The following is a 12610-nucleotide window of genomic DNA, read 5'->3' as shown; positions in this document are numbered from 1 at the left end:
TAAAATAATCCATAACAGATTTCTTTATATTTAATAGTGCTTTTAGTTTATCTAAATTAATATTTTTAATTATGTTAATATAATTGTTTTACACTTTATTAATATTGGGGATTTTTTTAATAAATATACCAATTTTAATTTTTTTATATATAATAGTCTCTCAAAAACAATCTTAAGTGAAAATCATGACTAAAATATTAAAAAGTCTTATTGTTAGTTCTACTCTCATGTTATGTGGTTATACATCGGCTGCCACATGGCAGGATGTAGGTACTCTTGCAAATGGAAGTTTCCCTAATCCTACATGTGGTAATGTGCGATTAGCTGCACCTACTCCAAATGCTGGAGTATTCAATTATATATATCCTATTAGTAGATATCAAAATCAATTCGATCTTAATCTGGATTTTTCAAACTATACTATAGATAACCTACAGGATTTTTTTATAAATGTACCTAATAATACTTGGAATTCAGTTTATACAAGATATCAGAATGTTAAGCAAAAATATCCAAATCATGTGACAGGTTTTAAGGTGGCTGTATACAAGAATAATAACAATGTATTAGTCACTACATCAATGGCTACCTTAAGTTCAGGAAATGTGGTTGAATTATTAGGAAATCCGATAAATTTTATCAGTTCACATCCTTATATTAAAATTCAACAATTATGTATTTAATATTTTGATATAAATTTTAGCACTTCTTTTTTTTAAATATCTAAGATATTATATAAAAAAGAAGTGCTTTTCTATTATAAATACATCTTACAACGGATTCCACTCGGGAATTTTACACTGCTACTTTTTATAGTTGCACCTGTACTAAAAGTTCCAGAACTGGCATCAATGACTTGATCGACATGATCAAGTTGAATAATGGCTGCAAACTTTTCAAAAGGCGTTTCTGGAACGATCTTTACTTTCTGACCTTTTTTAATTGTATTAAAGTACTTTAAAGGAATAATCGCATTGACTTTAAATTGATCTGTTTGAGCAATTTTTAAAATCGGATTTTTTCCTTCAGTTGGGTTTACCAAACTACCAGCATAAATATACTGTTGTACGACTACACCATTAAATGGGCTATAAATCGTTCTACGGTTTAAATCAGCCTGACTTTGCTTATATTCATACTCAGCTTGCTTAATACTTTCCTGTGCGGTTTGTAGTTCAGATCGGGCCTGTTGTAACTCACTATAGGCATCATCATATGCCTGACGGGATACAAAATTCTCAGCCAGTAACTGTTTCATACGTTGTACCTTGCTTTCTGCATGTTCGATTTTAGAACGTGCGGTATTGGCAGAGCCACGTAACTGGGTGCGATAGTAGGCGGTTTGGCTTGCGGACTTTTCTACACTGGATTCTATTTGTGCCAGCACCTGACCTTTTTTAATCTGACTGCCTGCCTTTACAGGAATACTTTGTAAAATACCTGTAATGGGACTCCGTATTTCCACAATTTGTGCAGGCTGTACCATACAGGCAAAACTCAATGTTTCTGCAAGGGCAGGTGCCGAATAAGTGACGGTAGCGATAAAGAGGAGGGCGTATTTCATTTAATAAATTTTTCCTGCAAAACCAATTTGAGAATTTAATTTTTTATCTTGTTTAAACATGGCGATACGGTTACGGTAAGCTCGTTTCTGACATTTTTTTTGCATGTGCTTGACTGCAAGTGTCAACAGATAATGCCGTAATACAACAATAGGGATGAGATTCAGTACATAAATAAACCACTGAATGTTTTGTTGCATCAGTTGATCTTCACCTGAAACATAGGCAACACAAGAACCTTGGTCACCTTGACGACCAGCTCGGCCATAGAGTTGTCGATCAATTCGCGCTGATTCATGGAACTCAGTCAAAACAACATGCAGTCCGCCTGCCTGTTTGGTTTCTGGACGTAGCTTAATATCTGTGCCACGACCTGCCATATTGGTTGCGACGGTAATTTTTCCACTATGGCCAGCCTCAGCAATAATCGCTGCCTCCTGTGCATCTTGCCGAGCATTTAACACAATATGCTCAATATTCAGTTGGGTCAGGGCTTCTGAAATAGCCTCTGATGCTTCAATGCTACGTGTGCCGACAAGAACTGAACGTTTGGCATTAGCCATTGCTTTGGCATGTTGCGCAATCGCTGTGTATTTTTCATGGTTGCTTTTAAAATAACGGTGTTTAAACTGTCTGCGCTTTGAGGGAATATTGGGGGGAATTTGGCAAACTTTTAAACGATAGATCATCCAGAGTTCCCGTGAAACTTCCAGCCCAGTGCCTGTGAGTCCTGATAAAAGCAGGTATCGTCTAAAAAAACGCTGAAAGGTCATTCGGGCTAAGGTATCTCGTCCTTTAGTCAGTTCAACATTTTCCTTTGCTTCAATCAGTTGATGTAAACCTTGTTCCCATGAGCGGTCAGCCATAATCCGACCTGTAGATTCATCTACAATCTGAATTTTATTGTCCTGAATAATATAATGCTGGTCTTTATGGTAGAGGTGTAGGGCAGTTAGGGCCTGTTTAATCAGCAACATTTTCCATGCATGGTTATACCAGATTGGGCGTACATCTTGAGGTAGGGGGACTTCCTTATCTGTAGGAATACGTTCGATATCAACATGGTGCTCAGCCTCTAGCATGGTAAAATCAACTTCGGGAATCAGTTGCCTTGCCTGTTCAATCGCCCAATGGATGATTGAAGCTTCAATAAGCCCCTCCGCTTCTTGCGAAATCACCATGGGCGTTTGGGCTTCATCAATAAAGACACTATCCGCTTCATCCACAATACAGAAATGTAGAGCGGGAACAATCATTGTATCCTCAGAAACTTGCCCAGTCGCCAACGAACGAAGATTTTCAATTTGTCTAGGCTGTGTTCCTTTGCCAGAAATATGATCCTTTAAATAATCAAAAACAATCTCGTTGGCACTCACATAACAAATCTGTTGATGATAATTTTCTTTTCTTTCAGGAATTTCCATTTCACCATAAATTGCACCACTACTCAGTTGAAAGAACTGGAATAAGGGGCGGAGTTCCTCCTCATCACGTTGGGCTAAATAAGCATTGGTGGTGAGTACATGCACAAAATTACCTGTTGCTGCCATGATCGTGGCTGCCATACCAGCAACCAGCGTTTTACCTTCTCCAGTTGGCATTTCTGCAAGACGGCCTGTCAGTAAAATATAGGTCCCCATAAACTGTACTGGATGCGGATAGATATTAAAGACACGAGAAATTGCCTCACCCACGCAAGCAAATATCAGGGCAATAGATTGGTGATGTGAAGATTCCGTAGACAATAACTGAATCGCATGTTGAAACTTGTGCACGAGTTGGGTCTGGTCAAGTTGCCTTAACTCATCACGATATGGGGCAATCGCTTGTGCAAACTTTTGCACATGTTTTCTGGAAATCTTTTTGGCAGGAATCCAGCCTAAAAGGTTGGCAAAGAAAATTTCAAATTTATGCAATTCCTGATCTTTTTGTTCTATCCGTGCCACATTGGATAAATAGAAAGGGCGCAGTGACATATTCTGGATGGCACGCAGATTAGACATAGAACTGCTCCAAAAATAATTGACGCAATTTTCTGGTCCATTGCCATGCCAGAGGAGAATAGCCCAAGTCATAACGAACATAGGCGACATCACCAAAAACCGAGGAATCCAAAGGTTGGGAGAGTTGAATGTCTAGATCAAAATAATTCTGTAAAGCGGTTGTACCTTCCTGATCATTTGGATCAACCGTAATATTTCCACCTGCCTGGCTCCCCAACGCAGAAGATAATAATTTCTTTTGGGTTTGTGGCGTGCTTCTAATGATTTTGCCTGTATAAATGGTGTCAAAGTGATTTTTAAAACGGATTTCAATTCCTTTTAAGCGAGTATGAATTAAATCATAATCCTGTTGTAAGACTGCGCTACGAACAATTTGAGCAGGTTGGTTAATGACATAACCAATAATATCACCACGTTTATAGTAGCGTTGATTGAGTTCAATCGCATCTTTGGCAAACCATTTTCCAGCAATGGCACTATTGACCTCAAGTTGGTTAATTTTATATTGATATTGCTGGAGTTGTTGTACTGCACCTTGCTTTTGATACTCCAGCTTTTTACGTTCTGATAAATCATCAAGGGAAGCCTGTCTCAGTTTATAATCCAGCTCCTCAACCTGTAGTTTTTGTAATTCATATTTTTCAACAAGGTCAGGGTTGGAAAGTTGAAAGAGTATCTGGTTTTGTTGGATTTGATGGGTCTTAAAATCAATTTTCTGGATATGTCCTGATTCGTTGGCTCGAATAATGGATTCTTCAGGTAACCAAACGATTGCTTGTTGGGTACTGTAAAACGGAAAAGGGACAACAAACAAAATAACAATGATGGTGGCAATGATCCACCATAAACGTCGGATTGCCTGATCACGATATTTTGACAAGGTTGCTCCTTGATAAATGTGTTTAATCCCTTTATAGAGAGGTAAAATAATGGTCATAAATCCAGAAATAATGGCAAGTATCACACCAAAGAAGAAGTATTTTTGAGCGACAAACCAAATTAAGCCCACCATAATCATGATGCGATAGACTGGAGAGATCAGACCATAACTAATAAGCCAAAATCGCTCATTTTCTGCTGCATAAGGAGGGTGTGCTGTTTTTGCACCAAAAATATAACGGTCTGATAAATAAACCCAATATTTTGTTGCCCGACCTGCCAGATTGGGAATTTCGAGTAGGTCAGACAAAATATAATAACCGTCATAACGCATGAGTGGATTACCATTCACCAATACGGTTGAAACAGTTGCGATAAAGATTACATTATAGGCAAAGGCATGGACCAGCCCAGATTCAGTGGATACCCAAAGATAGATGGCAACTGCACCAAGCAATAACTCCGTTAATATTCCAGCAATGGATACTGCGATCCGTTGCCATTTAGAAATAAAATGATAAGAGGAGGTTGCATCAACATAAGGAATTGGAATAAACAGGATAAACATCAGTCCCATTTCCCGAACATTGCCATTCCAGGCTTTGATGGCTAAGCCATGGGCAAATTCGTGGATCAGTTTAACAATGGGATAAGTGAGCCAGAGAATAAAAAGATTACTAGTCGATAGCACTCGATCTGACAGGTTATTGGTTAGACTTTGCCAATGTTCGGCAAGCAGTAATAGTGCTGGACTAACAATGATGATCCAGAATAACAATGCCCAGATACTAAAGATGGCTTGAGCAAGAGATTTGAACCGATCAAAAAATGCATCAGGATAAACCAGAGGAAGCTTTAAACTAATTGGATTTAAGAAAGACTGTTTTAATTTATTAAATTTATGCTTCTTAAAGCGTTTAAACATTTCTTCTGAATCGAAAGATACTTCAGTCTGCAATAAATCGTTGTTATAGAGTTGGGTCAGTAATTGTACCAATTCATTTTGACTAATCGCCCGATATTGTTTATTGAGATTGATATTTTGCTGTTCAATATATTCAGCCGCCTTGTCCCATATTTGCTCAACATTGGACTGACCATCTAATAAGGTAATCACATACCATGTTTCAGGATTCACTCGGACAAAGCGCTGTGACATCGGTTCAAACAGTAAAAACCAAGCCCGACCTCGTAGAGTACGCGGTAAAACTTCTACATTTTGCCGTAATTGTGGTTTTAGATGGCGAACAAGATGCCAGTGCTCCGAAAACAGGCTTTGCATTGTGTTACCAGTTTGACCAGATTTTTAGTTTCATCCAATTGATGAAATCTCTTGACCAACGGAACAGCAGATTGGTTTTACCCACCGTTATTTTCCCAACACCCTGCATTCCAGGCGTGAGGGCTGGAGGTGAATCCAGCCATGCCGCTTCAACTTTGAATCCATTGACATTGTTTTGTACTGAAGCAACAGGCGTAATACGGGTGATACGAATCGGAAAGGTTTGATCAGGTAAACCAGTTAACTTTAAAACCCCATTTTGATCTTTCTGTATAAAATGAATATCTTTATCGGCAACGTGTAAAATCACCTTATAGGCATCTTGTGATGCAATCTGGAATAATTCCTTGCCATCCTCAACAGGTGTTCCAATTTGCTGAATCCAGTCGCCATCAATAATTGTTCCAGTAATTGGGGCAGTGACTGTTGTTTGATTAATTTTTCTTTGTAAGGTCTGAATTTTTGCTTCTTGCTGTTTAATCTGATTGGCTGCCAAACCACTATCCGTTAAGTTCTGTTCAGCCATGGCAACGCGAAACTGATGCTGGGCCTGATCAAGCAAACTATGTTGTTCTGCAATTTGAATTTTTAAATCTGTATCATCAAGTTGAATTAACGGTTGTGATTTTTTGACTTTATCACCTGGGCGAACCAATACTTGCTGTATAAAACCCTGTGTAGGGGCAGAAATAATCCAGCGGGTTTTACCCTCAACATTTAAATTGGCAGTGACGAGTTTATCTACAGGAACTAGGGTAATACACAACAAGAATATAACCAGAAGTCCTGTAATAATCTTCCATGTATAGTGTCCATCTGAACTATATTTTTTGAACAGGTTTTGTCCTGATTTTAAACTATGTTCGATTAGTCCTTGTTCTGACTGATGCCAATGCTTGAGCAGGGGATGGATAAGATCAATATTGCTTTTTAAATATAGACTGAGTGCCGTATGGGAATCGTGTTGTTCAAAATAACGATCTTTAGCCACAACAATGGCTTGAATTTTCCCCTGATTAAACACTGGATAGCCAAACCAATGCTCTTCATGTAACTCATGTTGTAAAAATAGGGTTTGCAATGCAATTTCATTCAACTTTTGCATATCTGCTGCGCCTTTTTCTGTCCATGACAGCTCGGAAGACACAATCCATTGAACTTTTTGCTTATCTTTAATCAGCAAATAATTTAACTGGATATTGGGATAATGTGGAAATTGATTTCGGATATAAGTTGTTGTTTGGTTAATCCATTCCTGAGCAGCGATTCTAAACTGAGTTTGATTAATCACATGAGCAAAAATTTCTAGAAGTTGTTCTGCTTGAAAGGCATGTTGCAGTTTTTGACTTTGCTGTTCATAAAAAAGCCATCCCATGCTGGTTCGTACCAGTTCAAGGGTAATTTCACTGATCGGAGGCGCTATGGATAAACCAATTAATGATGAGGAACTTGAGTTTGTTAATAAATACCCGATTAAATAGCCTTGCTCACTTTTCTGGATAACGACAGGTTTCTCTGTAGATAATTGTGCTTTTATTGAATTCCATAATTCATTTAAATCATTATCTTGAAAAACATGGCTGCCAAGATCGATTAAATTCTCAAAACAAATATCCAAGACATTGACATTTAAACGTTTTAAATTGATGAGCCAGACTTGAATTGCATTTGGAAAATGATGAATATTATTATTTAACATGGTTATAACTTAATTCTTGAGAAGATGTGGTTGCATAAAAAATTCGATCAATATCTATAATTTCTTGCTCAATTAATGTGCCCGTCGTTATTTTTAATTTGATATAGTTTTGCCATGCCTCATACCATGCAGAAAGACGTTCTTGCCTTGCCTCGAAATATTTGGTCTGGGCTTCTAGCACTTCGGCATTGACACGCATTCCAACTTCATAAGCCCTTTTATTCGCCAGCCAAGCTTTTTGAGAAGAGTATTCGGCGTCCTGCATTCCATTTGCTTTTGAGATAGAAGAAAGCGTGCTATAAAAATTATCCAGCATTTGAGCCTTTTGCTTTTGTGTTGTAAGCAAAAGCTCATTCTTATTTTTCTCTAAAGTCGCTTTTTGCTCTTTAATTTTGTAATAGTTTTCAGAGTTATACATTGGAATATTTAACTCAAAACCATATAGATAATCCAGACCATCTTGCTTACTGGTAAATGCAGAATCTTGAGAATCAAAATTACGACTTAATTTTGCAGAAAAATTGAGTACAGGATATTTTTCTGCCTGGGATTGTTTTATTTCGTTTTGGGATACTTTTAAATTCAGTTCCGAAATTCTAATTTGATGGTTTTTCGTCAAGAGTAACTGATTATATAGTGACTGATCTGAATAAGACAGTTGAGGTAACTTCTCTAACGGAATACTATTTTTGGCAAAAGCAAATTCATCTGTACCAATGAGTTCAGCTAAAATACTTTGTTCCTTGCTGATCTCAAAATTGATGCTGTTCTCTTGACTTTGTAGTGTTGAAAACTTGGCTTCAGCTTCTTTTAGATCAGTAATCGAAACCATGCCTTGAGCGAAGTTTGCATTTGCCATTCTCTTCTGTTCTAAAACAAGTACTTTTTGCTGCTGTATAAGTTCAAGTCTGGATTTTAAACTCAGTATCTTAAAGTATTGCTCTACAACATTCTGCAACAGTTCATTATAACTGACCTGAAATTGCTCCAAAGCAATTGCCTCTCCAAGATGGGCTGTTGAAATGGTCTCATCCTGTATTCTGTTGTAGATCGGGACAGAAAACTGTAGAGCATAATTGCGCACACGATAGTCTGTTTCAGGTTGACCAGGACGTTTATTTTGTCCCATTTTCTCTTGGGCTGTGAAATTAATCTTGGCATCCTTACTTGCCAGAGCCTGATTTAATTTTTGTTTGGCAATCTCTTTTTGAGCATCAGCCAAAGGTAAATGAGGGGAGTGAAGTTTTGCCTTATAAAAAAGTGTAAATAAATCATCTGCGATCACTGGTTGTGTAAGCAAAGTTGTTACCACAGCACAGATAATCTTGTGTGTAGAAAGAAAGCGATTGTTATTCATGATGTAATGAATTGTATGTTTTTGTAATTTTTACATAAAAAATAGAAAGTTGGTAGAGGGTGAAAGATAAATAGGAGGGTTTATTGTGTATTACACTACCATTTTACGCCAACCTCAATTTTTTAAGTCATTGAAAAATAAAGGACATAATCGAATTTTTGTTTCGACCAAGAAATTAAATCAAAGCTATGCCCACAAGAATTTATCATTTCTGTTTTATATAATCTCATTAAATTTAAGGAGATATTCATTTTTATGTTTAGCCAACCATTTAACAATTTCTACATTATTAAGTAACTCTTTGATAAATGGTCTTATAATGGTAAGTTTAAAGCTATCTGTTGCAAAGGTATCATACTTATTTTTTTGTTTTACTCGAAGATTTGAAATCTCTCTTTGTAGTTGGGCATTGCTTTCTCTATCAGCGACCATACTTTTCTTTTTTTCTAAAGGGTATATTTGATGTTCTGCACTGCTATCTAAAAGGAAACGAGCATATTTAACAGAAAAGTCTTGTTTAGTTTTCATACCTGTTGCTGCATCAATCTGACGTAACTTTTTCATTTTCCTTAATATCGGAAAAACCCCCATAGATACATGCTGATCGGATAAAATTTTAATGACTTCTTCACAAATCCCGACTAATAAGTTAAATTTTCCTCTTATAGTTTTTTCTGAAATATTAAGTGTTTGTGAAATTATTGATATAGGAACACCAATATTTACAGCATTAATAATCATATTTACACTTTGAATTGATGCAAGTCGATTTACCTTATTATTATAGGTAAAAGTATCATCTTCAGTGCTAATGATACATTTAGCTTGAATTTGCTCACAGGCCTGTAATGCAAGTAACCTTGAATGTCCATCCATTAGTAGGTAACTATCTGGTTTTTGAGGAGAGGGATAAACAATTAAGGGTTCAACTAAACCAATATTTTTTACAGATTGTAAAATTTGATGATACTTTTTGCTTAATTTATACTCTTTTGGAAATTTTTTTAATGGAACGATTCTATCTATATCTATTAAATAAATACTGGGAATAAATGATGCTTTAATCGTTAGTTCTTTATTTGTCTTCATAAGTCAGGCCAAAGTCAATGAGATGCTGTAAGGTTTCAGGAAACTTCTTAATTCCCTGTTGAATTAATAAATCCCGAAATGCAGGAATAGCGATTAGTTTTTTAAAGGCTTCTTGTATAAAAATAATATTGTCCTGCACGAGTTGAGATTTTTTTGATATGAGCTCAAATTCAATCATATCTTCATCGCAGATTTTTTTAAGATCCTCTAAACTTATTTTATTTGGTCTTATAGGGTTACGACCAAAAACATTATTACTAGGTTGGTTCTTGAAACCTCTTTCTCTTTTATCCAAAATATTGCGTATAGTTGAAATTTGACTTCCTTTAATTTCTTTCTTTTCCAAAGCTTCAGTGAGTAAATTTTGAATTTCTACGGTACTACTTCTGGAGATTGAAACAGCAAGATCAATAGGTATTACTCCGCTATCAACCGCAGTCAAAAGACGGCTTTCGTCTCGTTCAAGTAGAGCGAGGACGATATTCACCCAGTTTTCTGTTGTCGCAATACGTTCAGCAATTTGCTTGTTAGAATAACCTCTTTCTTTTAGTGCTTTAATTTCATGTAACTGTTCAATAGATGAGCGATTATGCCTTGCAATATTTTCAACAAGACTCATGACCATACCTTGATCTTCAGAAACCTCTAGGATACAAGCCCAAATATATTCTTGTTTAAGTATTTTAAATGCTTCTATACGCCCTTGACCACAGACTAGATCATATTCAAGGTCATTGGATTGGTCGGTGCGAACTCTAACAGTAATCGGTTTCTTTAATCCAGAATTTTTTATACTTTCAACAATTTCATTATGTTGTTTTCGTCCACGCGCTCTTGGATTTGCAATATTGATTTTGTTAATGGGGATTAATTTTATGTTGCCAATTTCTTGCATAACTAGCTTACCTTAAAAAGGGGAATAAGAGTGGTTGATTTATACAAAAAATCAAGTGAGTCAAATCTATATACATCTAGAGTAAATTGATCGAGTGAGTTAATTTTTAATATGTCATCTTGAATTGCCAGATGAGGAATGATGTAATAGTCTAAAATGTTGAGATTATCAGGTTTCATTCGTACTGCAACTGTAATATCTGGTTTTAGTCCACTGTCAAAACGTAATAACCATTGGTGATTTGATGGAGACTTGGTAATACATCTGGATAAGATAATAGATATATTTAGCCCATTATTAACACAGATCAGACCATTACTTAGTTGTTTTATCTCTGAACCATATTCTTTGAAAACTTTATTTACCTGTTCTAAGATCTGCGGATACATATCTCTTAGGTTTTTGTTTGTTTCAATATATGAATAGTCCCTTTCAGGTTTAAATCCCACCAAGATATAAGCCTTTAATAGTCCACCAAATTTAGCACGATAAATAGATGAGGATGGCATATTCTCTTGTTCATCAATCAACAGACCTGATAATTTACCTTTAGTTTCTAGTAATTTTCTTAATAATTCTATCATCTGTTTTTTTGTGATTTTTTTAGAACGTTTATAAATGATGTCTTGAGTCTGCTCAAATAAATCAAATGGTACAATTGCTGGAAAAGCATGATTTTTACGCACCCATTCCTCTGGAGGGTTAGATACTCGTTTAGCTTTAAGTTTAAAGGATTTACGATTATATACATTATGACCAATATATTTTTCATTGGTTAAGATCTGATGTACGACACCTCTAGTCCAAGGCCTATCCAGATCTGTTTTTATACTTTCTGAATTTAAAATATCTGCAATTTCTCTTTCAGTTTTTCGATCATATACAAACCATTGATAAATTTTATTGACGATATCAACCTCTTCTTGAGGACCTTTTTCTAAAATTACCCGATCGGTTTGTAAACTTTTCCATTGCCCACGTTTTAAGATAAATTTTCTATTGCCTGCACCATCAAAAAGTACTCGACGAAAACCGAAACCAGCAGAACCACCTTGTCTAAATCCTAAAGTGATGAGGTGACATTGTCCACGAAAGACACGTAAGGATAGATTCTTGCTAAAATTAGCTGCGTCATGTAAATCAAATAGTTCCCTTATTTCTGCGGAAAACTCATCAGGATTACTATCATATTTAGCCCCATTTCCTACACAGCAAATGACCCTTACACCATTTTTTTCACATAAATACAGATTGAACCGACTTTCTTTTGTATTTTGTGAACGAGACCATCGGCTCATGTCATAAACTAAAACGATTTCAAAATCGGCTTGATGGTTGATAACGTCTGATAAAAGTTGTTGTATTGCTGGGCGGTTATCAAATTTTAAACCACTTATTCCTATATCTTTATATTCTTTTACAATAATCATATTATGAGCGGCAGCATAGCCTTTAATAAAAGATAATTGATTTTCTATAGAATTTTTTTGATCATCAGTGGACATTCGCATATATGCGGCCACATGAATTTTTTATTATTTTGATTTGATAGAGACATTTTTAGCGATAATCCTATCAAAGAAATAGGGTGATTTTTAAATGTAGAGGGAATATGTTACAAAATAATGTATGTATTATGACAATTATACTTTTTAAAAAATTTTTAACATATCTATCAGATTAAGTCTGAACTAATACAATTTATATAGGAAAAACTGACCCTAGACAGGCTGAGGTACATATTCGTACTCTACAGCTTTTCGAAGATGACGCTATTCATACTGACTTAATCTTTTAAATATTTATAATTATATATACGGAGTCCGTAATATCTCAGTGTAGAG

General features: G+C 35.8%; 9 protein-coding genes. 1 reads left to right on the top strand and 8 read right to left on the bottom strand.

From position 1 onward, the window contains the following. The first annotated feature begins 185 nt into the window (after nt 1-185). Nucleotides 186-683, top strand: coding sequence for a hypothetical protein (locus QLH32_RS06305; RefSeq protein WP_283268705.1), 498 nt, complete (start codon nt 186-188; stop codon nt 681-683). A 74-nt stretch (nt 684-757) separates the two neighbouring features. Here QLH32_RS06305 and QLH32_RS06300 read toward each other — a convergent pair whose 3' ends face one another. The 8 genes from QLH32_RS06300 to QLH32_RS06265 form a co-directional block, all read right to left on the bottom strand. Beyond that, nucleotides 758-1564, bottom strand: coding sequence for an efflux RND transporter periplasmic adaptor subunit (locus QLH32_RS06300; RefSeq protein ID WP_283268703.1), 807 nt, complete (start codon nt 1562-1564; stop codon nt 758-760). After that, nucleotides 1565-3565 carry a preprotein translocase subunit SecA gene (locus QLH32_RS06295; protein ID WP_283268702.1) on the bottom strand — a complete coding sequence of 667 codons (2001 nt, stop codon included), beginning with the start codon at nt 3563-3565 and terminating at the stop codon, nt 1565-1567. Next, on the bottom strand, nt 3558-5726 hold the full coding sequence (locus tag QLH32_RS06290; RefSeq protein ID WP_283268701.1) for a site-2 protease family protein: 2169 nt from the start codon (nt 5724-5726) through the stop codon (nt 3558-3560). The genes QLH32_RS06295 and QLH32_RS06290 overlap by 8 nt, the downstream gene beginning before the upstream one ends. A gap of 4 nt (nt 5727-5730) precedes the next feature. Next, on the bottom strand, nt 5731-7425 hold the full coding sequence (locus QLH32_RS06285) for an efflux RND transporter periplasmic adaptor subunit (protein WP_283268699.1): 1695 nt from the start codon (nt 7423-7425) through the stop codon (nt 5731-5733). Beyond that, nucleotides 7415-8782 carry a TolC family protein gene (locus QLH32_RS06280; protein WP_283268698.1) on the bottom strand — a complete coding sequence of 456 codons (1368 nt, stop codon included), beginning with the start codon at nt 8780-8782 and terminating at the stop codon, nt 7415-7417. The genes QLH32_RS06285 and QLH32_RS06280 overlap by 11 nt, the downstream gene beginning before the upstream one ends. Nucleotides 8783-8998: 216 nt before the next feature. After that, a complete protein-coding gene (locus QLH32_RS06275; RefSeq protein WP_283268697.1) occupies nt 8999-9871 on the bottom strand; it encodes a plasmid partitioning protein RepB C-terminal domain-containing protein in 873 nt (290 codons plus the stop codon). Continuing rightward, nucleotides 9858-10766 carry a ParB/RepB/Spo0J family partition protein gene (locus QLH32_RS06270; RefSeq protein ID WP_267981043.1) on the bottom strand — a complete coding sequence of 303 codons (909 nt, stop codon included), beginning with the start codon at nt 10764-10766 and terminating at the stop codon, nt 9858-9860. The genes QLH32_RS06275 and QLH32_RS06270 overlap by 14 nt, the downstream gene beginning before the upstream one ends. Before the next feature lie 2 nt (nt 10767-10768). Continuing rightward, nucleotides 10769-12277, bottom strand: a complete 1509-nt coding sequence (locus QLH32_RS06265) for a recombinase family protein (RefSeq protein WP_283268696.1) — start codon at nt 12275-12277, stop codon at nt 10769-10771. Nucleotides 12278-12610 lie beyond the last annotated feature (333 nt).

This window comes from Acinetobacter corruptisaponis, from assembly GCF_030053775.1.
GTDB lineage: Bacteria > Pseudomonadota > Gammaproteobacteria > Pseudomonadales > Moraxellaceae > Acinetobacter > Acinetobacter corruptisaponis.
The sequence above is the reverse complement of the archived record's forward strand: the minus strand, read 5'-3'. Positions and strand labels throughout refer to the sequence as shown.

Excerpts from the sequence above, each read along its gene's own strand:
- QLH32_RS06305 (WP_283268705.1), top strand. The coding sequence starts at position 186 with ATGACTAAAATATTAAAAAGTCTTATTGTTAGTTCTACTCTCATGTTA.
- QLH32_RS06300 (WP_283268703.1), bottom strand. The coding sequence starts at position 1,564 with ATGAAATACGCCCTCCTCTTTATCGCTACCGTCACTTATTCGGCACCT.
- QLH32_RS06295 (WP_283268702.1), bottom strand. The coding sequence starts at position 3,565 with ATGTCTAATCTGCGTGCCATCCAGAATATGTCACTGCGCCCTTTCTAT.
- QLH32_RS06290 (WP_283268701.1), bottom strand. The coding sequence starts at position 5,726 with ATGCAAAGCCTGTTTTCGGAGCACTGGCATCTTGTTCGCCATCTAAAA.
- QLH32_RS06285 (WP_283268699.1), bottom strand. The coding sequence starts at position 7,425 with ATGTTAAATAATAATATTCATCATTTTCCAAATGCAATTCAAGTCTGG.
- QLH32_RS06280 (WP_283268698.1), bottom strand. The coding sequence starts at position 8,782 with ATGAATAACAATCGCTTTCTTTCTACACACAAGATTATCTGTGCTGTG.
- QLH32_RS06275 (WP_283268697.1), bottom strand. The coding sequence starts at position 9,871 with ATGAAGACAAATAAAGAACTAACGATTAAAGCATCATTTATTCCCAGT.
- QLH32_RS06270 (WP_267981043.1), bottom strand. The coding sequence starts at position 10,766 with ATGCAAGAAATTGGCAACATAAAATTAATCCCCATTAACAAAATCAAT.
- QLH32_RS06265 (WP_283268696.1), bottom strand. The coding sequence starts at position 12,277 with ATGCGAATGTCCACTGATGATCAAAAAAATTCTATAGAAAATCAATTA.